Below are 24,560 nucleotides of genomic sequence, written 5' to 3' on the forward strand. Positions count from 1 at the left end.
TCCCGGGCGGGGGCTTCCGTTAGGGCCGGTCCGCCGATGCGGCGACTACGCAATCCTTGGCGCCCGGCTCTTGTCGCTGGTGACCCAGCAGCCGTACGTCGCCGTGTCGGGCAGCGCTGTCATCGAGTGCGATGGTGGCCAGCGTATAGCGCTGCAACCTTCGCGAGCCAACAGACGTCGTGCGCGCTCCCTCAGTCAGCTAGATTCCTATCACTGCTGGATACGGGCCGCCTATGAAGCCAACGGCGTCGCCACGCAGGAAGTGATTGACTTCACCGTTCGTCACGATGCCTTGGTGGCAAAAGAATATGGCTATCGTATCAGTCGCATGCTGCCGCGGTTTATTTGGACCACCATACCGAGCATCGGCGGTGCCGATGTGCATGGTCAAAGCGCGCAGGGGCAGTTCCCTCCGTATCAGGAGATGGCCGATCTCACGGCGTTGCTTCGCCTGTACGAGCGTGACTTTGGCGGGCTCTTCACCAAATTAACTGGCCCCGCCCTCCAGTGGCTTGCAGGGGAGATCGAGCAGGGGAGAGCGACTCGGCTGGCCGAACGACCACGGGGGTGCGTTCGTCCCCGGCCTCCCCCCTTCGTACGCCCGCGCGCGAGAAGCTGACGCAAATGGGGGCGCGATTGCTCCTGGGAATAGCATTTGCTGCGGCGACTTAACGCCAACTTTTTAGCAAGTGCATGCTCCCCGATCCTGCGGTGAAAACCACCTTGGCCGAGTGGGTCCGAACGTGGGGCGCCCACTTGCCGCTGCCCGGCCACGGGCAGACGGTGCGACGCTGGTCGATATTCGCGCAGCTCGCGGCGACGGACCTCTCGATAGCGAAACTGTTCGAGTCTCACGCGGACGCTGTGGCTATTCTGGCTGAGAGCAGTTGCAAGCTCCGAGCGTTCGGTGCTGACGACGATGAACTGTTGGGCGTGTGGGCGGCAGAGAGCGCGGCACATCAGCTGATTGCCACCCCGCAGGGGCTCGGAAGCCGGGACTTGCGTCTCAACGGATCGAAGGAATGGTGCTCAGGCGCCGCGCTAGTTTCCTCGGCACTTGTGACCGCCCGCACCCCGGACGGTCAGCGGATCCTTGCATGGGTCCCGCTGCACGACAACGGCGTTCAACTCGGCGAGCCAGCCTGGCGTTTTGCAGGGATGCACCGTACAGCCACCGCGACGCTCACCTTTTGCAACGCTGCGGGATTTCAGATTGGGGACGCCAACTTCTATTTGGAGCGCCCTGGCTTTTGGCACGGCGCAGCGGGTATCGCCGCGTGCTGGCTCGGCGGATGTTTTGGGCTGCGGGCCGGTCTCGCCGCGGCGGCAACCGCGCGGCCGTCGACGAATCTCGATACGCATCTAGGCGTCGTGGATTCGGCGCTTGCCGCTGCTCGTGCTTTGACGCGCGAGACGGCGGTCTGGATCGACGAGCATCCGCGCTCGCACGCTGAACTCGCAGCCCTGCGCCTGCGATGCGCGGTCGAACATACCGTCGAGCGTGTCCAAGCGTGTGTCTCGCGCGCGCTCGGCCCGCGAGCGCTCACCGTCCAATCGCCCTTGGCAGAGTTGTTTGCGGATTTGCCAGTCTTTGTCCGCCAAAGCCACGCGGAGCGCGATTGGGCGAGGGCCGGTACGCTTGCCCGTATTCATCCAGATGCGGGGGTGAGCCTATGACGGATCAGACGTATTTCGAAGCGCTGTATCTGCACAGCGATGACCCGTGGCAGCTGCGAGCGCGGTGGTATGAGCAACGCAAGCGTGCGATCGTGGTGGCATCTTTGCCTCACCCCCGCTTCCAGCGCGTATTTGAGCCGGGCTGCAGCATTGGCGAATTGAGCGCGGAACTCGCTTTACGCTGCGATGAGCTGATCGCCTGCGACAGCCAGCCGACCGCCGTGGCAACAGCGCGAGCACGCCTGCGGGACTTTCCTCATGCACGGGTCGAACATTGGACGATACCAAACGACTGGCCGCGCGCCACGTTCGATCTGATCGTGGTGAGCGAACTAGGTTATTACTTTGACGACACCGATTGGACGCACACCGCCCGCTGCTTTGCCGCGTCGCTGCGACGAGGGGGGGCGCTCGTCGCGGTGCACTGGCGCCCCGACTTTACCGAGCGCCGATTGGACTCCCACACGACACATCGGCGGCTTGCCGACGCGCTGCAAGCCACTGCACCGTGTACGCACGCGGTTTGCCACCACGAGCCAGAGTTCCTGTTGGATGTGTGGACCACCCTCGATGGCGTTGTGTGAGGCACGCATGATCGGAGTCGTCATTCCCGCCCACAATGAAGAAGTCACCCTGCCGGCGTGCTTGAGCAGCGTGCTAGCCGCAGCCGCGCGCATAGCAACGACGGGCGAGACGGTGGAGGTCGTCGTAGCGCTCGACCACTGTACAGACGGTTCTGCCGACGTCGTGAGTCAATTTCCGGTCACGGCATTGCCGATCCGCGCTCGCAACGTCGGCATTGCGCGGCACTGTGCCGCCTTGTACCTGCTGGAGCGGGGCGCCCGATGGTTGGCGTTCACGGACGCGGACACCACGGTCGATGCGGCTTGGCTGTACGAGCAAGTCGCGCTGCGGGCCAGTGTGGTGTGCGGCACTGTTTGCATAGACCGGTGGGACACGGCTCTGCGCGCCGTGCAGGATTGCTATTCGGCGTTGTACTCTGATGAGGACGGCCATCGGCACATCCACGGTGCCAACTTTGGCATCGACGCGAAGGTCTACGCGGAAATGGGGGGATTTCCCCCGCTTCCAACAGATGAGGACCGGACTTTTGTTGAAGCGCTTGAGCGCGCGGGCGTGGCCATCGCTTGGAGCGCGCGACCCCGGGTATGGACCAGCGGTCGGCTTATTAACCGAGTGCAAGGGGGCTTTGGCGGCTACCTGCGTAAGTTGTGCGCAGCGCTGCCGGGAGGCCCTGTCGGCGACGAGGCTACGCCTTTAGACCTCGCCTCGGAAGCCGTCGGCGAGATACCAATATCGCTCCGGGCGGGTTAAATCCGCCATATCTTCGTCTCGAAACGCGAGGAGCTGGCTTGTGTAAGCATGCACCGCTTCGCGTTTGCGACGCCGGCAGCCCAGCGGCGGAAACACCGGAGTGGCCGAGATACCCCGCGCCTCGAGCCGGCCTAAGCGGTGTTGAAGAATGCCAGGGATGCAGCGGTATGGCACGTCTTCGTATGCAAGCCACAGTCGATCCGGCAGGGCGCGCCTGACTTGAAGGCAGGCCTCGTGGACATATTCGTGGTCGCGGTGCAGCAACCCCAGCGGGATGCAGACCGCGGACATCGGCCGGGTGTTGTCCTGCAGAAAATCGCCAAGTGCACGCACAACGCGCGTCATGGGCGGCAGCGCTCCGTATTGCCCATCCAGAAAGTCCAGATGAAACGCGCGCGCTCCCAGAATCCGGTGTGCCGCGCAGTCCTCCCAACGGCGCCTGTGTACAGCCTCAGACGACTTCGAGAAACCGCTCTTTCTGTCCCACGGGGTGCAATCCTCTTTCTCCGGAACGCCTGCCAGCACCGTTACGCTGGCCCCCTTCGCACATGCGCTGAGAAACGTTGCGCAGGAAAACACCGCGTCATCCAAGTGCGGAGACACCACCATCGCGTCGTTCAAGCGGGCGACACGCTCGTGCAGTTCAGTTTGTAAATGCATAGTGGCGCTGCTCATGCCAGGGCGAGGGTCCAGCCGGCGCGTGCGAGTGCCCCCGCGCGGACCAGGCACAGGCAGAGTATCAGGCCTCCTGGCGGCCCCAATTCCTGCAATGCTCGAGATATTGGCGCTCATGCAATCCAATCAGATCGACAATCGAGGACCAGAGCCAAAATGGGGCGTCGATTGAACGACCGTGGCGCGATTTGAGTTCTCGGTGCCAAGCCGAGGCGGTATCCCGATCCATTTGTCTGCCGTGGGCGATGCCCAAAACATTGCCCAGATAGCTCGCCAACCTGCCTGCCTCGCTTTGCGTCAGACGGTCGATGGAGAGCTTGAGATCTTGCGGCATCAACTCCCGCAGGAAGAAACTGCCTCCCAACATGCGCGTCCACGCCATGCGCTCACCCAAGGCGGGTGAGAGGTGCTGCGCCGCAGTGACGACGCGCTCGCCATTGTGGCGAGGCATGGCGGAGCGGTCGGAGGACGGCGCTGCAGGCGGCCCCGCTTCCTTCAGGTCAAGGAGTCGGTAGAGCTGAGCCCCGTCGCGTTCCGACGATTCGATCTCAACCAAGAGCGCATACCGACGCTGTCCAAGCGAGCTGCAGCCCTTGACCCAATAGGCCGCGTCGATCAAGCGCGCGCGCGTTTGTCCGGGCACCTCGTACAAACGGGCCACCAGCGCAATGGCTTCGTGTGCACCAATGAGTTTTTTCAGTTCCCGTCGTTCATCCGAGGACAGCGACCAAAAGTGGCGCCCGCGCGGGATGTTAGGCGACGATCCGTCCAACCGCTCGGCAGCGAGCTGCTCCCAAGTCCGCGCCGTTGCCGCTTTCATCGCAGTATGCACCGGCGCGGGGCGCTTGGGCAGGCGCAGGGCAGCATCGGGATCGATACCGCGAAGATACCCGGCCATCAAGGCTTCGACCATCTGTGCGGTGACAATGCCGGGAAGATCGGACCCCCGCGCTGCGGTGGCCAGCGACAGGCCAAGGCGGATCAGATCGTGAGCGGGATTTCCAAGCACGGCTTGATCGAGATCGCGAACTTGGATGCTGGTCTGCCCAGTAAGGTCACCGATCGGGCCAAGGTTGCCAACATGGCAATCTCCGCAGATCCATATTGTCGGCCCTTCCGGAAATGTGGAGGGTTGCACTTGCGCCAGCCACGCATAAAACTGGGTCGTACTGCCACGAACATAGGCATGCGTGGAGCGCGTCATCTTGGACTGACGCAGCCGGTTCAAGATGGGGCCGCGATCTTTCGGTCTTACAGCGGTCGGGGCTCGGAAGACGGTGGGCATGTTCTGTGAGGTCGAAAAGAAATCAGGTGCTGCCTCATTTTCCCTCTTGAGGACTTGAGGTCAAAAAAAACCCGCCTGTGCAGGCGGGGATTCCCAAGCTTTCCCAATCTGCGCGTTTATTACTCATCCCAGTAAGGACGCGTCTGAAAACGTGTATGGACTGCCGATGCCCATGTGGTGTCGCCCATTGCAGGCCAATGATCTTTGTCGAAACCGAAGGCCGCGTCGAAGCGCTCTTTTTCCGCTTCCAGCACGAAGCATTTGCGCTCGATATCGAGTGACATCGCGCCCCACGGAATCGCAAAGAGCTTATCGCCAATGCCGAGGAACCCGCCCACCGACAGGACAGCGTACGCGATGCGACCGCGCTGCACATCCAGCATGATATTGGTGATGGTGCCCAGGTCTTCGCCTTTGCCATTGACCACGCGGTCGCCGGTCAGCGTATCGGCGGCCATCAGCTCCGGCCCCGGCCCGCTCGAAAGATGATCCGCCCGTCCGATAATCCGCATGCGTGCGTTGGCGACACGGGAGGCAGCGGCGGTGCCCGAAATCAACGAAGAAGTCGCGTGGTCCATATTCAAACTCCTCTACGGCTAGATCGATGAGTGGAGGATGACTGCAAGCTGGCTACGCGGCCATCCGCCATCCTCCGATACTGCTGCCTCCGGTTGTCCTACGCCCAATCCCTCTGAACCAAACGTTCTAACCCAGGCGGCGCGCCTGAAGCCACCGACTACGCCGTCTCGACAGCGAGCGCGACACGGGCGCGTCGCATCTCGGCAGGCGGAATTTGCAACGCGCTTCGGTACTTGGTCAATGTGCGCCGAGCTACTTTCACCCCTTGGGCGCGCAGGTGCCGTTGCAAGGCGACGTCGGAGAGCGGGGCCCTCGGGTCCTCCTTGGCAATCAACTCCTGCAACATGGCGCGCGTGGCTGCGGTAGAGCACTGGCCGCCGGTTCCCGTGGCAAGGGACCGGGTGAAAAAGTGTTTGAATTCGAATACGCCTCGCGGCGTTGCCATGTACTTTCCCAGGGTCGCGCGCGACACGGTCGACTCGTGAACACCGACTGCCTCGGCAATGTCGCGCAGTCCCATGGGAGACAGCGCCACTTCGCCATACTCGAAGAAGTGCCGCTGGCGTTCAACGATGGCCTCGGCAACTTTCTTGATGGTCTCGAAGCGCTGCTCGCTGTTTCTCAGCAACCATCTCGCTTGCTCGAGCTGCTGTGCGATACCTGCGCTGTTGTTGCCCCGCGCGCGGCCGAGCAGATCGACGTAGAGCTGATTGAGCCGGGCGCGTGGCATGCAGTCACGATTCAGTCGGACCACCCAACGCTTGCGGTGTTTGACGACGGTCACGTCCGGCACGACATACAACGGTTGGGCGTGCGACGAGTCGTTCCCCGGACGCGGGTTGAGTGTGCGTAGCAACGCCAGGGCAGCACCGACTTCGTTGCGGTCACAACGAAGTTTGCGTGCGAGGACCGGCATGTCCTGCGCGGCGACCTCATCCAGATAGCGTTCTACAATGCGGCGCGCGAGCTCAAGTGTGGGGCTCTGGGCGCGCTCGCCCTTCATTTCCCGCAGTTGCAAAAGCAGACATTCCTGAACGGAACGGGCCGCAATTCCGGTGGGTCCGAGGCTCTGCACCAGTTTGAGCACGATCTCAATTTCCTTCGGCTCCGGGGGCGGATCGACGGGAATGAGGGGGGCAATCTCACTAAAGCTCTGACGCAGATACCCGTCCGCGTCCAGCGCCTCGACGAGAGCGTGCGCAATCAATGTGTCGCGGGGCGAGAGCGGATAGGTACACAAGTCTCGCCACAACCGTTCGCGCATGGAATCAGACCCCACGACTTCCCGCATAGTGTCGTCCGAAGGCGCGCTGGCCCGGCTGATCTCTGGCTGCCATCCCGGCTCGGGCAATGGGGCCTCCTCTCGGTCAGCGTCGAGTGTGGGCACGTGTTCAGAGGCGGACACTTCCCCCGCATTGCTCTGAGTGGCATCGCCGCCTGCGTCCGACTCCTCCACTGCTTCCAGAAAAGGATTGCTTGCCAGGGCCGCTTCCCATTCTTGACGGAACTCGGCCGCCGTCAGTTGCAACAGCTTCAATGAATGTTGCAAGCGCGGGGTCAGCGCCATCGTCTGCCGTGCTTGCAGTTGTAAAGAGGCATCCATATCAAGGCTCGGTGTGAGGAGGATGTGTCGGATCTGTTGCGCTGTCCTGAACGCCAGCGGGGCCGGCCTCGGCCTCGGCCAGTTGCGCGATGCGCAAGTAAGCCGCTGCCAGCCGCCGGAGGTCGTCCTCGGTCGCCTCCTCGATGCCGATCAGCCGGTTGTCGGCACTGCGGTGCGACGCCAGCAGTTCGTTCAATTTGAGGTGGAGCGCAATGCTGTCCTTGTTCTGGGACTGCTGGATCACGAAGACCATCAGGAACGTGACAATCGTGGTGCCGGTGTTAATGACAAGCTGCCAGCGGTCGGAATAGTCAAACAAGGGGCCTGTCACGGTCCATAGCAGGATGGCAAGGACCGCGCCGCCAAAGGCATAGGGAGAGCCCGCCCATCGGGTCACCGCCGAGGCGAATGCGTCAAACAGACGCGTGATGCGACCACTGCGGGCATAAGTCGTCGTATCGGTGTCGGGCACCGTGTCGAGCTTGCCACTACGTGGACCCGGCTCAGGTGTTTTCATGGCTTTGCTCCCACAGGCGGCGTTGAGAATCGGCAGCCCGAGGCGGGCGGATCGTCTTTTCAGGCCGCCCTGCAGGCGCTATCCTCGTCTCAGGCCGCCTCCTTTGCGAGGCTCGCATGGGCGTCTTTTACCTGCTCCTCGATCGTGCTGAGATCGACGTGTTGCTTGATGATCTTGGGGAACAGCTCGCTCTCCTCCTCTTCGACGTGGTGATTCACGTATTCGCCCAAGACAGTGAATTTGGCGTCGTACAGGGCGTCCCCCGGCTTCATTGCGGACAATTCAGCGATCAGGCTCTTTGCGCTGGCGTGTTCGACCAAGGCTTCGTCCAGCAGGTCACCGAATTTCTCGGGCGCCTGGTCGCGAACGAAGGGATAGAAGATCGTTTCTTCGAGCTTGGTGTGCGCGGTGAGCATGGCGCACGCTTGCGAGACGAGGGCGCCTTTTTCGGACGGCTCGGCCTTCTCAAATGCCTTGAAAAGCCTCTTGACCTCGCGGTGGTCGTCGAGCAGCAAGGAAAGAACGGACTTCTGCTCTTTGGGGATATCAGTCTTGTTCATGGGTCGCTCCCGAGTGATGGGCGTGCACCCCTCAGCACGTAGCGTGCCTGAAAAGACGCGCCAGCGAACGCTGGCGGGTGTTCGGGTATATGGCGAGCCGCGCGACCTAAGACAGGTGGTGAGCCGTGAACCGAAGCAGGCTCGTGTCGTACCCCAAGGCTTGCGCCCGGCGGATCAGACGTGCACGCGTGCCGCCTGCCACATCCGGACTACGTGTCAGCAACCACAGGTATCGGCCGGAGGGCTCGCCTACGATGGCCCATTCGTAGTCATCGGCGCGATCGAGGATCCAATAATCGCCCACATAGAACGGTCCAAAAAAAGACACTTTTAGCTTGTTGTTCTGCTCAGCGACCACGCGCGCTTTGCCGTGCGAAATACGGCGACGGCGACGGCCGTGCCGCCACCCTTGATTGATCACCTCCAGCAGCCCGTCCGATCGCACTCGATACTCGGCCGTCACGTTATCCAGACCGCGCTCGAAACCGTTGTCGTAGCGAGCCAGTTCGTACCACAAGCCAACGTACCGGTTGAGGTCCACGGGTAGGGCGGGTTCGGGCACCTGGGGATTGCCCACGCGGGAGGCGCGCAATAAGGTCAAGAGGCTGGCGGTGGTAAGTGCCGCCACGCCGGCAACGATGACGCCGTGCTTGCGAGAGGTCATGATTTTTCCAATTCCCAGTGAGCGGAGGCGCCTCATTGCGCCGAGCGAGAAGGAGGCCCCTCCAAGACAGAAGTTGTACTGTCCACGGGCGACTCCCTGCCAGAGAATTTACCGCAAGGGAACATCGTCAACGAGCTTTGCAAACGATGCCCCCGTCAAATTTCCACCCGTTGTCCCAGTTCGACTACGCGGTTGGCGGGCAATTCATAGAAAACCGCGGGACGGGCACTGTTATGGCGCAGCCACGCATATAGTCCGGCGCGCCACCGAGCCATCGAGGAGCGGGCAGCAGACGTGACCACCGCGCGCGTGCAGAAATACGAAATATCCAAGTCGCCGTAAGCTTTGCCGATCAGCCCTGCAATGCGGCGACTGATCGCATCCAGGCGAGGATGCTCGCGAAATCCGAATCTGATGGTGGCTGCATGTACACCGATTCCCACCTTTTTCGTCTCAATGCGTTCGTCCTCGTCCACATAGGGGACGGGAAGCGTTTCCACATGCAGAACCACGGTCGCTTCATGGAGCACCCGATTGTGCTTCAGGTTATGGAGCAGCGCAGACGGCGCGCAATGCGGAGACGGGCTGAGGAAAACGGCGAAACTTGGAGCCCTGAAAGGAGGGGATCGCTCCAGCGAGGCGACGAGTGGTTCTAGTGGTACAGCCGCGTCGACATGCCTGGCTCGCACGAGTTGCGTGCCGGTGTGCCACGTCATCATCAGGAAGAAGATCAAGCCACCGAGCAACAGCGGGAACCACCCCCCAGCGGCGATCTTCAGCAGGTTCGCACACAGGAAAGAGAGGTCGACCGACAAGAAAACGGAACCGATGCCAATCACCGCAGGAAGGCTCCATTTCCATGCGTGGCGCATGACGACCATGACAAGACAGCTAGTCAGGACCATGGTGGTCGTCACCGCAATACCGTAGGCCGCGGCCAGGTTGTCGGACTTGCCGAAAGCCAGCACCACCGCCACCACCAGAACCAGCAGCACGTAATTGACGACCGGCACGTAGATCTGGCCGATCTCCACATCCGACGTGTAGAGAATCTTCATGCGCGGCGCATAGCCCAGGTGCACAGCCTGCGCCGTCATCGAAAACGCGCCAGAGATGACAGCCTGCGACGCAATGACGGTGGCCGCCGTAGCGAGCAGCACCATCGGGCCAACCGCCCAGCTCGGCATCAACAGGAAGAACGGGTTTTGCACGGCGCTCGGCTCGCGCAGCAGCAAGGCACCCTGGCCAAAGTAATTCAGCAGCAGGCACGGCATGGCAATGTAGAACCACGCATAGCGGATGGGGCGGGCGCCAAAGTGGCCCATGTCGGCATACAGCGCCTCGGCGCCGGTCAGCGCCAGAAACACCGAGCCGAACACGATAAATGCCAGCACCGTATGACGGAATCCGAATTCGATGGCGTACAAGGGGCTCAGCGCCACCAGAATCTGTGGCGACTTCACCACCGAGGCCAGCCCGATTAGGCCCAGCAGCACAAACCAGATCACCATGATCGGCCCGAACAGGCGCCCGACCACATGGGTGCCCTGCCTCTGAATCAGGAACAAGGCGATCAGCACGATCAGCGACAGCGGGAGCACCCATGTCTGCAGCGCGGGCGCCATGATCTCCATGCCTTCAATGGCGGAGAGCACGGAAATGGCCGGTGTAATGACGGCATCCCCATAGAACATGGCGGCGCCCAGCAGGCCGAGCAGCATCAACGTGCGTGTGAACCGCGCGCTGCCGCTGCTTGCGCGCATGGCCAGCGCCGTGAGCGCTAGGATGCCGCCCTCGCCGTTGTTGTCGGCCCGCATGACGAACAATACGTATTTGACAGACACCACCAGCGTCATCGCCCAGAAAAGCATCGACATGATGCCGAAGACGGTCTGGTCGGAAAACGGCACCCCATGCTCGGGGTTGAAGCATTCCTTCAGGGCATACAGGGGGCTGGTGCCGATGTCCCCGAAGACCACGCCAATGGCGGGAACCAGCAACCGCCAAGCGGAGATATCGGGGAGCTTCGTGTGTGACGGAATTTTCATGGACGCAACGCCGAATGCGATGCCCCACCGTCGCAACAAACGGACCGGGGCCCGATACGCGGCCTACACGAGAGACAACATGGTCGGCGTCCAACGTATTCGTCGATGCGCAAACCGCAAGACTGTAGAAACTTTCGCTCACAGCGTCTGGCGCGTTTCATCACTAGGCTTTAGCCGGCGAGTCGCGCCCGCATGCGCGGCAATCACTACGGCGGGCGAGGGCGCTTTTATTCCTGTTTTTGCAAGATGAGGAAAAGCATGAAAAGTAAATTTAGGGTGTCATCGCGGATCGTCGGTAGGATTTTCGCTGTGGCGTGGCTGGGAGGGGCGGTCACGGCGGCGGGTGCGGCCACCAGCTTCGCCCCTTACGTCGACGTTACGATTTATCCCACGCCTAGCATCGATCAAATCGGCGTACGTCAGGGCATCCAGCAGTTCAATCTCGCCTTTGTGGTCGCGGGTGGCGGCTGCAGTCCCTCTTGGGGAGGGGTGCAGCCGGTGGCCGACCCAAGCAGCGACCTCGTCAGAGCGGTCCGGGCCGGCATTTCCAATTTTCGAGCGAAAGGCGGTGAAGTGGCAGTCTCCTTCGGGGGTGCAAATGGCACACCGCTGATGCAGGCATGCAACTCTGTCTCTGCGCTCAAAACGGCTTATCAAACGGTCCTGGATACCTATACCCTCAGTCGTATTGACTTTGATATTGAAGGGGCATCGCAGCAGGACACGGCTGCGCTCATGCGGAATTTCCAGGCAGTGGCCCAACTGCAGTCGGATTTTGCCGCGCGTGGCAAGGCTTTGCACGTGACGTTGACCTTGCCGGCCATGCCTTACGGCCTCACATCAGAGGGCGTCAACATCCTGAACACTGCGATCCAGAACAAGGTCGTCTTTGACGTCGTCAACCTGATGACCATGGACTACGGCACAGCCAACGTCGATATGGGTGCCGCAGCAATCAGCGCTGCACAGTCGTTGTACTCGCAATTGGATGCGGCGTTCAAGGCGGCGGGCCAGCCAAAGACCGACGGGCAATTGTGGCAGCTCGTAGGGCTCACGCCGATGATTGGCATGAACGATGTGCAAGGGGAAACTTTCACGCTCGCCAATGCGCAGACGGTAGCCAATGCCGCTCATACAAACGGCTATGGCATGGTCGGGATGTGGTCGATTAGCCGAGATCAGCCGTGTCCGAACAACGGCGCGTATACCGCTCCGACATGCTCCGGCGTTACGCAACAGCCGCACGACTTCAGCGCCGTTTTTACCGGTCTGAGTGGGCATTGGGGCAGCGGCGTTGCACGCGACCCAAGCTATGCGGGCGGCGAGGGTGGCAGCTCCGGTGGATCCGTCACACCCGGGTCCGCTTGGTCATCCACGCAGATTTACACCGCCGGCATGACGGTCACTTACCAGGGCGGGACATACAGGGCCCAATGGTGGACGCAGGGAGACATCCCCGGGCAGGCATCGGTTTGGAAAGCCCTAGGAGGCGTCGTCCAGGAGTGGATGTCGTCCGTGGCCTACCAAGGCGGGCAATGTGTGCTTTACCAGGGCGCCAAGTATTGTGCGAAGTGGTGGACGCGAGGGGACGTGCCAACTGCGGGCGGGGTGTGGATCAAGTCTTGACCGTGTAAAACGCTGACGCGCCGCATGCGCGGTCCGTCAGCGTTGCCATGCCTGGCGCTCGCCCGTGCGGCTACCGAGGGGAGTAGCCTTTGAGCTTCATGCAGTCGTTGGTCAACTCGACGCGTTTCTCCGCGATGACAATCCCATCGCCGACAGCACTTCCCATGCGTTGCGTTTCCTCCGTGCCTCGGGCGCTGTTGATGCCAACGGTCGCGGCTTTGGCCTGATAAGCGCACTCAGCCTGGTCGTGTGCTGTCACCTCCGGGGAAACGCCATCTTTGTACCATTGGTGCGATGTTGCGCAGCCGGACATCAGAATAAGAAGAATGGAAGCAACGAATTTTTTCATGGATTGTTCCCTCCTAAAGGAACCGCCTTCCGGGACGATACTATCAGTGAGCAGAAGGGCTCTCTCCGCTCGATTGGGCGATCCCACGGGATCGCCTTCTTTTTTTGAGCTGCCGGCGCCTGCGCGCATCACTCAGTGCCGCGCGTCGCCTTTGCGTGCCTTCTTGTCCGCATACATTGCCCGATCAGCGTTATCCAGCAACTCCCCCACCTCAATGCCATGCACCGGCATGACCGCCGCGCCGATACTGACTTCCAAAGGGAGTGGAGTGCCCTCGAATACGTAGGGTCGCTGAACTGCTTGGCGCAGCCGCGCCGACTGCACCTGGGCGTCGCCCTCTTGAGTAATCCCCGCGAGGATGACGCCAAACTCGTCTCCGCCGAGTCTGGCCACCGTATCGGACTGGCGCGCGTTTTCGCTCATGCGGCGAGCTGTCTCGCGGATGGCAGCATCGCCCGCGCGGTGGCCATAGCGATCATTGAGTTGCTTGAGGTTGTCAATATCGATGTTGAGCACGCCGAGCTTGCCGGCCTGCCGGCGCTCCAAAGCGATCAACTGCCTCAGGCGGTCGTAAAACAGGGCGCGATTCGGTAGGTCGGTCAAAGCGTCATGGGTGGCTCGCAGATAGAGTTCGTCGCGGCCCGCCTGTGCGGCATGGAACATAGCCGCCGCGATGAGTTCGGACATCAGTGACACCACCGCGACGTCGCGTTCCGTAAAAGCGGCCACCGTCGGCGAAACGAGTTTGAGCACGCCCACCGTCGTATCGATATGCCGCAAAGGCACCACCACCATGGAGCGTAACCCTACCCGGCGGCAAGCTTGACGATCCACGCGGGGGTCCGCCTCGGAATCGTCACACCTCAAGATATCGTCGGTTTCCACGCACGATCCCGGCAGACTTCCTTTTCGGGCGAGGCGCAGGCCCAACAGCGCCTCTACTAACCCGGACGTGGCTCGGTAGACCATCTCCTCGCCTTCGGCGAGTTCAATCACGGCGCCGCTCGCGCTGGTCAAATGTTGGGCGCGCTCTGTCACCACGCCCATGATGGCACCGAGATCGGTTCCAAGTTTTGCGATTTCGGATTGTGTTTGCACGACCTGAAGCAACATTGCGGGATCGTTCAGTTCAGCGGCGTCAATCGGTTTCATAGGCGGATCAGGTGGCTGGGTTAAATCGCTCCGGGCGCTCCTCGCTGTTCATAGCGGGAGAGGGCGCGCATGTCCATCAGGGGCGTCCCCTGAGAAGAGCATCTTCGAGGCCGGACTCCAAAGTTCTCAAGGGCTTGCGTCGATCAGCCGTTAAACCCGGCATGGCGATCCGCCACCGGAGACCTCATGAATCGACCTCGCAGCGCCTACTCGCCAGCCCTCTTGTGGGCACCAGCCCTACTGCTGTCGGTCGCCGTATGCGCAGTCGCAATTTATGCGCTGGCGGAGATGCGTAACGATGCCCAGCGCCGAGCCCAAGAGCTTGGCAGCAGCATCTCTCTCGCACTTACCCGAGACATCGCTCGCAATATTGAGCTCTACGACTTGTCGATGCAGGCAGCGATAGAAGGTGTGCAGCGCCCCGATGTGATGAATTCGGCGCCGGAGATCCGTCAGCTCGTGCTTTTTGACCGTTCGACCACGGCGTCTGATCTCGGATCCATTCTGGTCACCGACGCCACGGGTAAAAGCGTATTGGATTCGAAAGGTTATCCGCCTCGCGCCTTCAATGTGTCCGACCGGGATTTTTTCCAGGCGCAGGCCAAGAGCGATGCGGGGCTCTATATCAGCGTACCTTTCACGCCGCGCAGTGCGGGCGTGGAACCCTCGATTGCGCTTAGCCACCGATTGTCGGACCGAGACGGAAAATTTGCCGGCATCGTGGCCGGTACGCTGCGCTTGAAGTATTTTGCGCGCCTTTTCGAAGGCCTCGAGGTGGGTCCGCACGGCTCAATTGCTCTGCTCCGCGCGGATGGCACCGGGATCGCCCGATATCCCTACATTGACGGCTTTGTCGGTCAGCCCCTCAAGCATGTTGCCACCTTTAAGACGTGGACCAGTGGCGAATCTGGGAGCTACCTGGCTGGCTCATCAATTGACGGCCTGGAGCGCTTCTACACCTATCGGCGTGTTGGTCCCTACCCGCTGATCGTGGTCGTCGGCCTGGCCACACAAGATACCTTAGCATCCTGGCATGCACGTGTATGGCTGCTAGCACCTGTCATCGTTGTACTCGCGTTATGTTTTCCTGTGATGGCGTGGAAACTGTCACGTGAGTTTTCCCGACGGCAGGCGGCCGAGGACGAATTGAAGGCGCTCGTGACTTCCGATGCGCTGACCGGGGTCGGCACGCGGCGCGCGCTCGACGAGGTGCTGTCGGTGGAGTGGCGGCGAACGTATCGGCAAGAAAAACCGCTTTCGCTGCTCATGCTGGATGTGGACGAATTCAAGCAATACAACGACCATTACGGGCATCAGCAGGGCGATCGAGTGTTGACAGAGATCGGTCGTTGCATCCTGCAGTCATTACGTCGGCCGGGAGACTTTGCCGGACGCTACGGGGGCGAGGAGTTTTGTGTCATCTTGCCGTACACGGACCTCGCCGGCGCCATCGAGGTAGCCCAGACGATTCGGCAGCGGGTGGAAAGTCTGACGCTGCCACACGCAGCGAGCCGAATCGGCTTCGTCACAGTTTCAGTCGGCGCGGCCGAGTATGATCCGCATCTTGCCGACTATGTACCCCCGGAAACCATCCTCGCTGCCGCAGATAAGCGTTTGTACGAGGCGAAGCGCGGAGGACGAAACTTGGTCGTGCCCGCCGCTGCGCGCCCCAGTTTGTATGCGGTGTAGTGGATGCGAGTCGATCCTCTGCGGCCGGTTTTTCACTCTTCCGTATTCGGCATATTGCCGCGAAGGGGACGAGGCTTGGTCGATCTTCAACGTGGGTTGCAGCACGACGTGCCTCCATCCACCGGTTCTCGTGACGACAAACGCGCTCTTTGGCTGGGGCGCGCCTGGAAACGCCGCAGGGACGGAAGCTCGCTTCTATACGTTGGCAACTTCCGTGTGACCGTGAAGCTTGCAGACGGGGCGTGGGCCTTCTCTATTTGCACAATCAAGTCCCTTGCTGCAGAAGCCACCGAGGGCGGATTTCGAAGCGCCTCGGCCGCTAAATTGGCGGCGTTTGACAGGCTCTACAGCGCGGGGTGAGGCCCCCACCAGTACGTTCATTTCAGTGCAGGAGCGACAATCAGCGGCTCTTTTTTTGGTATCAAACAACAACGCTCGCATCTCGGCGTGGGCTCGTAACTCTCCCTGCACGGACCGACCCGCCATAGCCTCGCAGGCGTGTGCGGGCTGGAAAGGCGCAGTCCTGACCCTTCGCGACAGATATGCGGCGTTTAAGTAACTCGCCATAGAGCGCACCCAAACGCAGACGCGCAATGAGAGGGCGTTGGCGTTGTGGTGGCGCCGCATATCGCTTGCCTCCTCCCGTGGCACGCTGGCATGATCGTAACGCGTCATGACCCCATAGCGTGATGCTCAGAGGGCTCCCCCTCTAACCAGTTATGCCTCGCCATTTGTGCGAGGCTTTTTTTTGTTTTAACGATGTCGGCGTAACGTGTCGCCCATCGTCTGACAAGAACAACAGATGCTGCTCGGGCAGGGCGAAAAACAACCGAGCACTCTCATAGGGTCTGCATGATGACCCGGAGCCCATAACCCATTTCCAATTGGCAGTCCGTAGGCAGGCTTCGAACTCCGTCCGTCCCGAGGAGCACTGCGGTCGAAGGCAACCCGCGCACCTTTGTGGTGCTCAAGGTTTCGAAGTAGGCGTGAAAGGCCATAACACTTCATCGCTTTCCAGCGACATCGCAATACAAACGATTGCGTTTGCAATTCGGACTGTCTTCGACTTCAGCGTCTTTGAATCGGGACGTTAGCGACATGGCATCCACTCGCTTTCAAATGCCATGACTCTGACAATTAAGACAAAGCTCGCCGTTGTACTGATGGTCCTGACCCTCGCACTGATGGCCGTCGGCACGTTCGGGTTGTATGCCAACCAGCGCTCGAACGATGCGTTGAAGGAGACGTATTCCTGTTAACGCGCGAGCAGAATTGACCCACCTGTGGAGTGACCCCTTGGGGCTGGACAGGGCGGCAGTTAGGGAGTGATACGCTTGCTGGGCCCCTACAAGGATCAGCTAGATGTCAACAAACGGGTCGTACCGGCGGCATAGTCCGCAATTCAAGTTGCAGCTATGTCACGACATTCGTGACGGCCGCATTGGCCGTCGTGAGGCGCAGCGAACCTATCGAATTTCAGCCAACCTCATTCAGATGTGGCTGAACCAGTTTGATCGCGGTGAGCTTGACAGTGAAGAAGTCGCAGCGTCAACGATCGCAGAATACGAGGTCAAGATCGCTGCACTGGAACGCAAGGTGGGACAGCTCACCATGGAAGTCGACCTGCTAAAAAAAACGTCGCGCCTGCTGCTCGTCAGCAGCAACGAGAACTCATCGATCGTGAGCGGCCCCTTCGTTGCTCCATCCGCCAGGGGTGCAACGTGATCGCGCTGCCTCGCAGTACATACTACTATCGCTCCACGGCCAAAGCTGTCGAGCTCAGTGATGGCCGCTTGGTGGAACTCATTGGCGAGATTCAAGATGAGTTTCCCGGGTATGGTTATCGACGTGTTGTCCGGGAGCTATGCGCACGCGGACATCACGTCAACCACAAACGGGTCGCTCGGATCATGCGGCAGCACGATCTAAGTGTCAGGCCGCGACGCCGATATGCGCGTGCAGGTACCGAGAGTGGAGATCTTGCGGCGTTTCCAAACCTGTATCGCAATGTCATTCCCTCCAAGCCGGATCTGGTCTGGGTGGGGGATATTACGTTCATCAAAGTCGCCGCAGGCTTTGTGTACCTCGCGGCCATTCTGGATGCGTGTAGCCGCAAAGTCGTGGGCTACGCGATCTCTCGTCGCATCGACACCGACCTGACCTTGGCCGCGTTGTTCGCCGCATTGCGAAACAGGCGTCCAACGCCAGGAAGCTGCATTCACCACACCGATCAGGGCTCGCAATATGCAAGCGCGAGGTACCGGGCTGCGCTGCGTGAATATGGTCTGATCGGCTCAATGAGTGCGCCGGGTAACCCTTACCACAACGCCCAGGCCGAGAGCTTTATGAAGACGTTAAAAGTCGAGGAAGTGTACCTGGCCGGTTACCGGACATTCGATGATGTCGCTGCGCGTCTGCCCAGGTTCATTGAAGACACCTACAATGCCAAGCGAATGCACTCGGCGCTCGGCTACGTTTCGCCCAACCAGTTCGAGTCCCAACTCACCCTGCAGGCGGCTTAGTTTCTAACTGCCGCCCTGTCCAGCCCCAAGGGGTCACTCCAACCGTGGGTCAAATTTAGCTGCGCGCCAACACCGCGTCGGAAATGGGCGCGGCCATAACCACGTTTGGCGCACCGCCTACCCGGTTGTGCAGAGGCTCAGATATCGTAGGCTGGCCGACGATCATGACCTGTTTAAAATAATCGCGGTCATGAACATCCAAGCCGACGACGCCCGGGATGGAGGGTGAGACGGCGGTCACGCGTCCTTCAGAGTTCACCAGGAAGACGCCGTCAAACAATGCAGACATTGGACGAACGGATGCGAAGTACGTGGCTTCTTGCTCGGCCGATTCAAATGACACGGACGCCGTGTGAGCGGCTGTGCGTTGCACAATTCCGAGATACTCATCAAGCCGCTCTCGTAAATCCGAGCTGGCTTCGTGAACGAGTGCTTTCTGGTGCGCGACTACAAGCGCCTCTAGGTCAGCGCGAAAGCGACCTCGCTGTGAAATCGCGAATACCGCCAGCATGCAAACCACAAGCAAAGTAGTGATAGCCGCTGCCTGGAATTTGAGGGTCGGTCTCATTCTTCTTCTCAAGCGCTTATGGGGATATCGGCATCCCCCGTCTGGCTCTGAATAGCGAAGCGCTGACCTTTAGTCGCGCTTTCTGCTTTGAACTATTGGGCAAATACTGGGGTGGAGCATCTGGCGTGCCACTCCCTTAACAAATTCTCCCGGAGCCTGCGCTGACGTCATATCCCCTGAACGAGGGTTGTTAGATTGACAACGGAGGCTTGCACGAACACCTTCCGTACGATTCTTTCTTCTCGATCCAGACGGGCGCATCCTGAACCCGCGCGGAATTGGGCACGAACTGAATGGGATGCCGGACGAGCTTACGGTGAGAGTTTTAATTGCACCACGAACTGACCGCCATAGAGCTTAACGTGTCGTTCGACGAGGATAACGTGTTGACTGACTTCGACGGCGCGCTCTCCGCCGGTCAACCACGGCGCTAGGCGCACATAATGACGGGAGACTCTCTGCGTGAGTTACCCATGGCCGTCGTGCGCGACAACCCCCACGGGTTGACCACCAAGGCGGAGCCGGACGAGTTCAGCAGCGCCGACGGTGAGCCCTTGCCGTTGACAAACCTGCTATGCGGGCGCGGCTTTCCGACGGTTGGCTCGAACAGTTCACCGCGAGACCTGGCTTTCGCGCGCAGGCAGGCTTTTCGCTGGGGCGCTATGGACAATGATCGGCCGAGCCGAAGCCGACGGCGGACCAGCCGAGGTTGCAGCGACGCCTTAAACGCGTCTCCCTTAGCCCGCGGAGACGCGGAAGTTCTGGTCGATGCACATGAGTACGCCGGAAAGGTTATCGAGGTCTTCACCTGCCGACGGACCGTGGGGGGCGGCGTCGAGGCTCGCAGTCTTTAGGCGACACCGACGGCGCCCGCGCTGAACACCAAACACCTGCCGTCTGGCGACCAGATGACGCCGTTCAGCCCGAAGGACCAGTCCAGTCTCGATGGTCAACGGAGCCGGCTGTTGTCGAGGTACGCCACGACTTTGCCGTCGGCAATGAGGAGCAGTTCTCGGTCGCGTCGGTATAGGCATACGGACGGCCAAGGCGGCGGTCCAAGAAATATAGAGGTGCGCTGCGTGTCAGGCTGGTGCGCTTGCACGAGAAAGAAGCGGCGGGCGGCACAAGCAGCGACCCGCCGCAGAAAGGTGAGCATGCAGGAACTTTGGCCAGGAACAGCAGCAGTGGCCGGTGACACCCGCGTACTTGAAATTGGTCGACGACGCGGCCAGATTCGGCCCGAGCCGTCAACGGGGCCACCGATGCCCCGCCGGGTGCCGCATGCGATGTAGATGATGTCGGTCAACCGTGCGGCTAGCCAATGTCGGCGCTGCGGGTTGGCTGCGCAGCCTTGGCGGCGGGGCCAGTGCGGGAAAAGATGGCGCGCGCTGGCGGGACGGGTTGGGCTGTCGGCTTGATTTCGGGCAGCTTGATCTCGGGGGCACGAAACAACGGCGCCAGCAGGTCCAATTCCCGCTGGATGCAGTCGCGCAGCAGCCCCGCGTTCCACCACTCGACCTGCGGTAGGCTGTCGACGGCGCGCTTGAACTTCCGGCGGTCGGTCCTTTCGTCAAGGCGCTGCAGCGCGGCTGGGATGCCCTCGTACGCCGCCAAGCCGATGAACGTGCGGCCCAACGACGAATTGAAAGGGGCGCGATCGGGCGGAAGGTGCATGAGCTTGACGTCATCAAAGCAATCGGCCAGTTGCAGAAGCTGAGCAACCGGCAGTGCGGGCTTCGGGCGGCAGCGCACTTCCATGCGCCACAGCGGCTTGGGAACCTCGTTTTCAAGTTTCTTGACGACCAGATTCCATTTGCCCGGCGAGGTCAGCGCGGCCAGCATCTTCCCGGCGTGGGGGGCGAGATTATCCTTTAGGATTTTAGCGGCCTTGTCGTACACGACGACCTGACGATTGGAATCAGGAACGCCAATATAGAGTGAACCCAGCACGCCATCGCCGTCAATGTTGCGCATGACATTTGAACCGCCACGCTTACCTTTTACGTGAACGAGCGTGCCTTCCAGGATATTAATGGAAAAGTCGACGTTGACGTCCAGGCGGGAAATGAGGGCCTGCGACAACAGGGCGGATGCGTCGTGACCGAACAGGAACTTGAAGAAGCTTAGAAGCTTTTCGACGGCGCCTTTCTTTTTGAGGAAGCGGTTCGGGTTGAAATCGCAAGCGAACGCGTACGGATTATCTACGCGGCCGGGCTGGCATTCAATCAGGACAAATTCACCTGCCACGGTTACGGCGAGGCGGTTGGTGAAAGCCTTACCTTTTGCAGATTTGGGTTTCGCGTTGAGACGCTCCACCAGTTTGCTGAACTGCGCCACCATATTCTCTTGGCGCACGGCATCGAAGTGTTCCTTCTTGAGCACGATGCGAAGGTCATCGATGCCAATATCAACGACATGCTCCAAGGGGTAGTTTCTCTTCGGTTTGAGTTTTTCAGGCACTGCAGGTTTCGTAGTCTTCATAATCAGATCATGTCAGGTTAAGAAAAGGGGCAGCGTTATTCCTAAGGAAGGTCGGATAATAGAACGAGAGGCGGGCTCGTATCTTTACTGCGTGATCTGCGAGCGTTGCCAGTCGTCCGTGATCGGCGGTACGGGGTCATGGGGGAATGGACAGTTGTCGGTTACATTGGTGTGCGCCTTAACAGAATGGTTAATTGGTTTGTCTTCGGTTACTGAACGGCTTCTTGATCTCTATTCATTTCCCCAACTCCTTGTAATTTCCTTCATCCGAGAGGGGGTTATTACAGTCGCGCCGCCAGGGGGGGCGCTTTTTGCAAGAATCCCTGTTTTTTTAGAGGGCTCCTGTGATGTGCAGGTGCATCTCTTGTGTTGTGCAGGCTCGAAACTGGCAAACTTTCCTCGCCCGATCACTTCAGCGCGGTGGGGATCGTTCTTTCGGCGGGAGCCCTGGTTTTTCCGCGGCTTCCCGCAAGATCGATGGCCTGCGGGGCGGCTGTCCTATGGTCAGCTTTCCGCGCTTCGTAGCGCTGAAGTGCAAGCCAGGAAAGTTCACATCCGATACGTGCCGTGGTGCACTTTCCTTGCTTCAGGTTCCGGCAGGGGCGAGGCCGGAAATCTGCTCCTCGCCCTCGGCAGGTAAAATCAGCGCGTACGGTGACGGGTGGTCATCCTTCGTGTCCGACTCAATGGTTATCGGTAGTGGTCGTGCGGCTGCTCAAGAACGCCTCTACGACCGAACGACGCCAACCGCGTGCTCGAGGACCCAGTTCGAGGGGCGGCGGGAAGCGGCCCGCCTTGATCCACGCGTGCAGCGTCGAGTTGCTGACGCCCACCTGCGCGAGAACAGTGCGGCGACGCCATATCGGGTCGGCGGGCGCTTGTTCCGTAGATTGGGGTTGGTTGGGTTTAGACATATCGATCGATTACCTCCAGTTACGTGCGATGCGCTTCAGCGGAAGCACGTGACGAACTTTATGGACGGCAATTCCGGCCGTACGCAAAGTTTCGGTTTGCAAACAGAAACTTTCCGCCTCGTATCGGACGTCAATGGAGTCAGCAGAATGGAAAAGAAGAACGGGACGGTGTTGGTGGCACCCTTGCCTCCGGCGGACATCGAGGAGGTGCGGAGGGCCGAGGTTAGAAGACGGGAAGAGCTAGAGCGGTTGGCGAAGCCGCGAGAAGATGTTGTGACCCACCTTAGGGTCGAGCGGCGGGATGCTTATCCGGTATCCGATGTACTGGACGCTATTACGGAGAAAGTCTTATGTTCTCGTCCAGGTATCGCCGCTGATACCGTGCGCACCACCGAGCTTTGGAAGGAGACCTGGAATTGCCACGCCAAGATTATGTTGGCGCAGTTCGCTTTGAATCGAATTGAGGCGACAAAGATTGCTGGCGGTGTTCGTGTGCGCGTGGATGATGGATGGCCAATTAATGGTCTTGCCGAGCTTTCAATTAATTACTCGGGCTATGAGAGTTTTGCCCGCGCTGTCGGTGTTGGGTTTGAGGGGCAACAAAAAGAAGGCATCAGACAAGACCTGCGCGAAAATCTGATCCAAGTAATCGGTGGTCTGTACTTGCTCGCGGCGCAGGGGAAAGACAAAGGGCAGGTTCGAGGGATTGTCTCAAATGTACAGCGTAAGATCGAGAATATAACCAAGCATGCTATTACCGATGCGACCATCAGAAAGTACATTGGGGAAGCAAAAAAGCGAGGCTTCAAGTTAGCAGATGCTGGTTTGGATGATGAAGGGAGCCTTGATGGCCAGTCAGATAGCGTTGCTGACTAATCGATTCCATCGGCGTACTCGGCCCAGTCCTGCATCAGCGCTGCCCGCTTCTGGAACAGATCACCGCGCGCATATGCGGCTTCGGCCTTGTCTTTGATGCCATGGGCGAGCGCGGCTTCGCAGACCTCGCGTGGGTAGTGAGTAGTCTCGCCAGCCCAGTCGCGGAACGTCGACCGGAAGCCATGGGCTGTGATGTCTGGGCGGCCCATCCGTTTAAGCAACTGCAACATCGCCATGTTCGATAGCGGTTTGCCATAGCGGATGCCCGGGAAAACGAACTTGTTCTCCTGTAGTTCTTGTTGGGCCTTGATGATCTCGACGGCGCGTGGCGATAGCGGCACTCGGTGCTCTTTGCCCATCTTCATGCGGCCGGCGGGAATGACCCAAAGTGCGCCGTCGAGATCGAACTCATCCCACGTCGCGCCGATGACTTCGTTGGTCCGGGTGGCGGTCAAGATCAGGAATTCCAGCGCGCGGGCGGCGACACCTTCTTCGATTCGCAGAGTCTTCACGAATTCGGCCAGTTCAGTGTAGGGCAGCGCGGGATGGTGCTTGACCTTCTGGACGCGCGAGCGTTTGGGCAGCAGCGTGTCCAAGTGGCCTTTGAGTCGTGCCGGGTTGTCTCCGGCGCGATAGCCCCGGACCGTGGCCCAGTCCAGCACTGATTCGATGCGGCCGCGAAGCCGAGATGCGGTTTCAGTCTTAGTGGTCCAGATGGGTTCAAGCACGTTCATGATCCGCGCCGTATCAATGGCCGATACCGGCAGCGAATCAAAGACCGGATACGCGTAGGTCTTCAGCGTGTTTGTCCATTGGTCCGCGTGCTTCTCGTTCTTCCAGCCCGCTCGATGTGCCTCTATATATAGAGTGGCGCACTGCTCAAAAGTCTTGTCGTTCGCGGCGGCCACTTTCTTGGCGGTACGTGCGGCGTTGCGCGTGTCGATCGGATCGACGCCATCCAGCAGAAGGCGGCGGCAGTCCAGGGCGCGGGTTCGTGCTTCCGCTAAGCTGATCGTATGGAGCGGCCCGAGTCCCATGCCGCGCGCTTTGCCGTCCAACATGTAGCGAAACAGCCAGGACTTGACGCCCGCTTTGGTGATCTGGAGATAGAGACCGCCGCCGTCGGCGTACAAGCCGGGTTTGGTGGTCTTGGCGACTTTCATTGGGTTCAGTCGGTTGATGGCTCTGGGCATGGTTTTGACTCGCAAATCGACTATCAAATCATGCTCGGATTGTACCGCATGCTGCTGAACGTCAATGAAGTAGGAGCGCCGCAGTTCCTAATGTCTACAAGGGGTTGTTGGATTTCTTGGGATTTTTTTGATCGCCAAGCCGGCGGACTCCGTCTCCGCCAGTTTGGCGCTTCTCGCGGGAAGCGCACATAACAGGCGGATGCGAGTCGAGCTGACGTGACGGCTCGCATTGCACTGCACGTCAAAA

24 protein-coding genes are annotated in these 24,560 nt (G+C 60.2%); 10 read left to right on the plus strand and 14 right to left on the minus strand.

Annotated features, from left to right (window positions below; genetic code table 11):
* The first annotated feature begins 70 nt into the window (after positions 1 to 70).
* The 4 genes from N5B55_RS05825 to N5B55_RS05840 all read left to right on the plus strand — a co-directional run bounded on the left by N5B55_RS05825 (position 71) and on the right by N5B55_RS05840 (position 3,012).
* Positions 71 to 619, plus strand: coding sequence for a hypothetical protein (locus N5B55_RS05825; RefSeq protein ID WP_304539468.1), 549 nt, complete (start codon positions 71 to 73; stop codon positions 617 to 619).
* Positions 620 to 693: 74 nt separating this feature from the next.
* Positions 694 to 1,677: an acyl-CoA dehydrogenase gene (locus N5B55_RS05830; protein WP_304539469.1), complete on the plus strand. Its 984-nt coding sequence runs from the start codon at positions 694 to 696 to the stop codon at positions 1,675 to 1,677.
* Positions 1,674 to 2,261, plus strand: a complete 588-nt coding sequence (locus N5B55_RS05835) for a class I SAM-dependent methyltransferase (RefSeq protein WP_304539470.1) — start codon at positions 1,674 to 1,676, stop codon at positions 2,259 to 2,261. The genes N5B55_RS05830 and N5B55_RS05835 overlap by 4 nt, the downstream gene beginning before the upstream one ends.
* 7 nt (positions 2,262 to 2,268) lie before the next feature.
* Complete coding sequence (locus tag N5B55_RS05840) at positions 2,269 to 3,012, plus strand: glycosyltransferase (RefSeq protein ID WP_304539471.1); 744 nt, start codon at positions 2,269 to 2,271, stop codon at positions 3,010 to 3,012.
* Here the strand turns inward: N5B55_RS05840 and N5B55_RS05845 are convergent.
* The 8 genes from N5B55_RS05845 to N5B55_RS05880 form a co-directional block, all read right to left on the minus strand.
* Positions 2,956 to 3,687, minus strand: coding sequence for a PIG-L deacetylase family protein (locus tag N5B55_RS05845; protein ID WP_304539472.1), 732 nt, complete (start codon positions 3,685 to 3,687; stop codon positions 2,956 to 2,958). The genes N5B55_RS05840 and N5B55_RS05845 overlap by 57 nt on opposite strands.
* A 64-nt stretch (positions 3,688 to 3,751) precedes the next feature.
* Positions 3,752 to 4,972, minus strand: a complete 1,221-nt coding sequence (locus N5B55_RS05850) for a DUF2252 family protein (RefSeq protein ID WP_304539473.1) — start codon at positions 4,970 to 4,972, stop codon at positions 3,752 to 3,754.
* 119 nt (positions 4,973 to 5,091) lie between these two features.
* On the minus strand, positions 5,092 to 5,484 hold the full coding sequence (locus N5B55_RS05855; protein WP_304539764.1) for a PRC-barrel domain-containing protein: 393 nt from the start codon (positions 5,482 to 5,484) through the stop codon (positions 5,092 to 5,094).
* A 224-nt stretch (positions 5,485 to 5,708) separates the two neighbouring features.
* Positions 5,709 to 7,154: an RNA polymerase factor sigma-54 gene (gene rpoN / locus N5B55_RS05860; RefSeq protein WP_304539474.1), complete on the minus strand. Its 1,446-nt coding sequence runs from the start codon at positions 7,152 to 7,154 to the stop codon at positions 5,709 to 5,711.
* 1 nt (position 7,155) lies between these two features.
* Positions 7,156 to 7,671, minus strand: a complete 516-nt coding sequence (locus N5B55_RS05865; protein WP_304539475.1) for a low affinity iron permease family protein — start codon at positions 7,669 to 7,671, stop codon at positions 7,156 to 7,158.
* An 89-nt stretch (positions 7,672 to 7,760) separates the two neighbouring features.
* Positions 7,761 to 8,231, minus strand: coding sequence for a hemerythrin domain-containing protein (locus tag N5B55_RS05870; protein WP_304539476.1), 471 nt, complete (start codon positions 8,229 to 8,231; stop codon positions 7,761 to 7,763).
* A 106-nt stretch (positions 8,232 to 8,337) separates the two neighbouring features.
* Positions 8,338 to 8,895 (minus strand): lipocalin family protein, encoded by a 558-nt coding sequence (locus N5B55_RS05875; protein WP_304539477.1) that lies wholly within the window; start codon positions 8,893 to 8,895, stop codon positions 8,338 to 8,340.
* A gap of 155 nt (positions 8,896 to 9,050) precedes the next feature.
* Positions 9,051 to 10,943, minus strand: coding sequence for a potassium transporter Kup (locus N5B55_RS05880; protein WP_304539478.1), 1,893 nt, complete (start codon positions 10,941 to 10,943; stop codon positions 9,051 to 9,053).
* Between the two features lie 246 nt (positions 10,944 to 11,189).
* Between N5B55_RS05880 and N5B55_RS05885 the strand changes: the two genes are divergently transcribed.
* Positions 11,190 to 12,569, plus strand: a complete 1,380-nt coding sequence (locus tag N5B55_RS05885) for a chitinase (RefSeq protein WP_304539765.1) — start codon at positions 11,190 to 11,192, stop codon at positions 12,567 to 12,569.
* Between the two features lie 70 nt (positions 12,570 to 12,639).
* On the opposite strand, the gene N5B55_RS05890 is transcribed toward N5B55_RS05885, so the two are convergent.
* A complete protein-coding gene (locus tag N5B55_RS05890; protein WP_304539479.1) occupies positions 12,640 to 12,918 on the minus strand; it encodes a hypothetical protein in 279 nt (92 codons plus the stop codon).
* Positions 12,919 to 13,050: 132 nt separating this feature from the next.
* A complete protein-coding gene (locus N5B55_RS05895) occupies positions 13,051 to 14,070 on the minus strand; it encodes a sensor domain-containing diguanylate cyclase (protein ID WP_304539480.1) in 1,020 nt (339 codons plus the stop codon).
* A 186-nt stretch (positions 14,071 to 14,256) separates the two neighbouring features.
* On the opposite strand from N5B55_RS05895, the gene N5B55_RS05900 reads away from it, so the two are divergent.
* From N5B55_RS05900 to N5B55_RS05915, 4 genes are all read left to right on the plus strand, one after another.
* On the plus strand, positions 14,257 to 15,759 hold the full coding sequence (locus tag N5B55_RS05900) for a sensor domain-containing diguanylate cyclase (RefSeq protein ID WP_304539481.1): 1,503 nt from the start codon (positions 14,257 to 14,259) through the stop codon (positions 15,757 to 15,759).
* Between the two features lie 1,124 nt (positions 15,760 to 16,883).
* Entirely contained in the window at positions 16,884 to 17,018 is a 135-nt protein-coding gene (locus N5B55_RS05905; protein ID WP_304539482.1) for a Tar ligand binding domain-containing protein, read from the plus strand.
* Between the two features lie 103 nt (positions 17,019 to 17,121).
* On the plus strand, positions 17,122 to 17,484 hold the full coding sequence (locus tag N5B55_RS05910; RefSeq protein ID WP_004630237.1) for a transposase: 363 nt from the start codon (positions 17,122 to 17,124) through the stop codon (positions 17,482 to 17,484).
* Positions 17,463 to 18,281: an IS3 family transposase gene (locus tag N5B55_RS05915; RefSeq protein WP_231879207.1), complete on the plus strand. Its 819-nt coding sequence runs from the start codon at positions 17,463 to 17,465 to the stop codon at positions 18,279 to 18,281. The genes N5B55_RS05910 and N5B55_RS05915 overlap by 22 nt, the downstream gene beginning before the upstream one ends.
* Positions 18,282 to 18,336: 55 nt before the next feature.
* On the opposite strand, the gene N5B55_RS05920 is transcribed toward N5B55_RS05915, so the two are convergent.
* The 3 genes from N5B55_RS05920 to N5B55_RS05930 all read right to left on the minus strand — a co-directional run bounded on the left by N5B55_RS05920 (position 18,337) and on the right by N5B55_RS05930 (position 22,244).
* Positions 18,337 to 18,849, minus strand: a complete 513-nt coding sequence (locus tag N5B55_RS05920) for a PDC sensor domain-containing protein (RefSeq protein WP_304539483.1) — start codon at positions 18,847 to 18,849, stop codon at positions 18,337 to 18,339.
* 1,314 nt (positions 18,850 to 20,163) lie between these two features.
* Positions 20,164 to 21,309: a hypothetical protein gene (locus tag N5B55_RS05925; protein WP_304539484.1), complete on the minus strand. Its 1,146-nt coding sequence runs from the start codon at positions 21,307 to 21,309 to the stop codon at positions 20,164 to 20,166.
* A 704-nt stretch (positions 21,310 to 22,013) separates the two neighbouring features.
* Positions 22,014 to 22,244 carry a helix-turn-helix transcriptional regulator gene (locus tag N5B55_RS05930; protein ID WP_304539485.1) on the minus strand — a complete coding sequence of 77 codons (231 nt, stop codon included), beginning with the start codon at positions 22,242 to 22,244 and terminating at the stop codon, positions 22,014 to 22,016.
* Positions 22,245 to 22,304: 60 nt separating this feature from the next.
* Here N5B55_RS05930 and N5B55_RS05935 point away from each other — a divergent pair, with 60 nt between their 5' ends.
* A complete protein-coding gene (locus N5B55_RS05935; protein ID WP_304539486.1) occupies positions 22,305 to 23,120 on the plus strand; it encodes a hypothetical protein in 816 nt (271 codons plus the stop codon).
* Here the strand turns inward: N5B55_RS05935 and N5B55_RS05940 are convergent.
* Complete coding sequence (locus tag N5B55_RS05940; RefSeq protein WP_304539487.1) at positions 23,117 to 24,283, minus strand: tyrosine-type recombinase/integrase; 1,167 nt, start codon at positions 24,281 to 24,283, stop codon at positions 23,117 to 23,119. The two genes, N5B55_RS05935 and N5B55_RS05940, sit on opposite strands and share 4 nt — an antisense overlap.
* Positions 24,284 to 24,560: the final 277 nt, after the last annotated feature.

Origin of the sequence: Ralstonia pickettii (genome assembly GCF_030582395.1) — a bacterium.
In the GTDB taxonomy this organism is placed as follows: Bacteria; Pseudomonadota; Gammaproteobacteria; order Burkholderiales; family Burkholderiaceae; genus Ralstonia; species Ralstonia pickettii_D.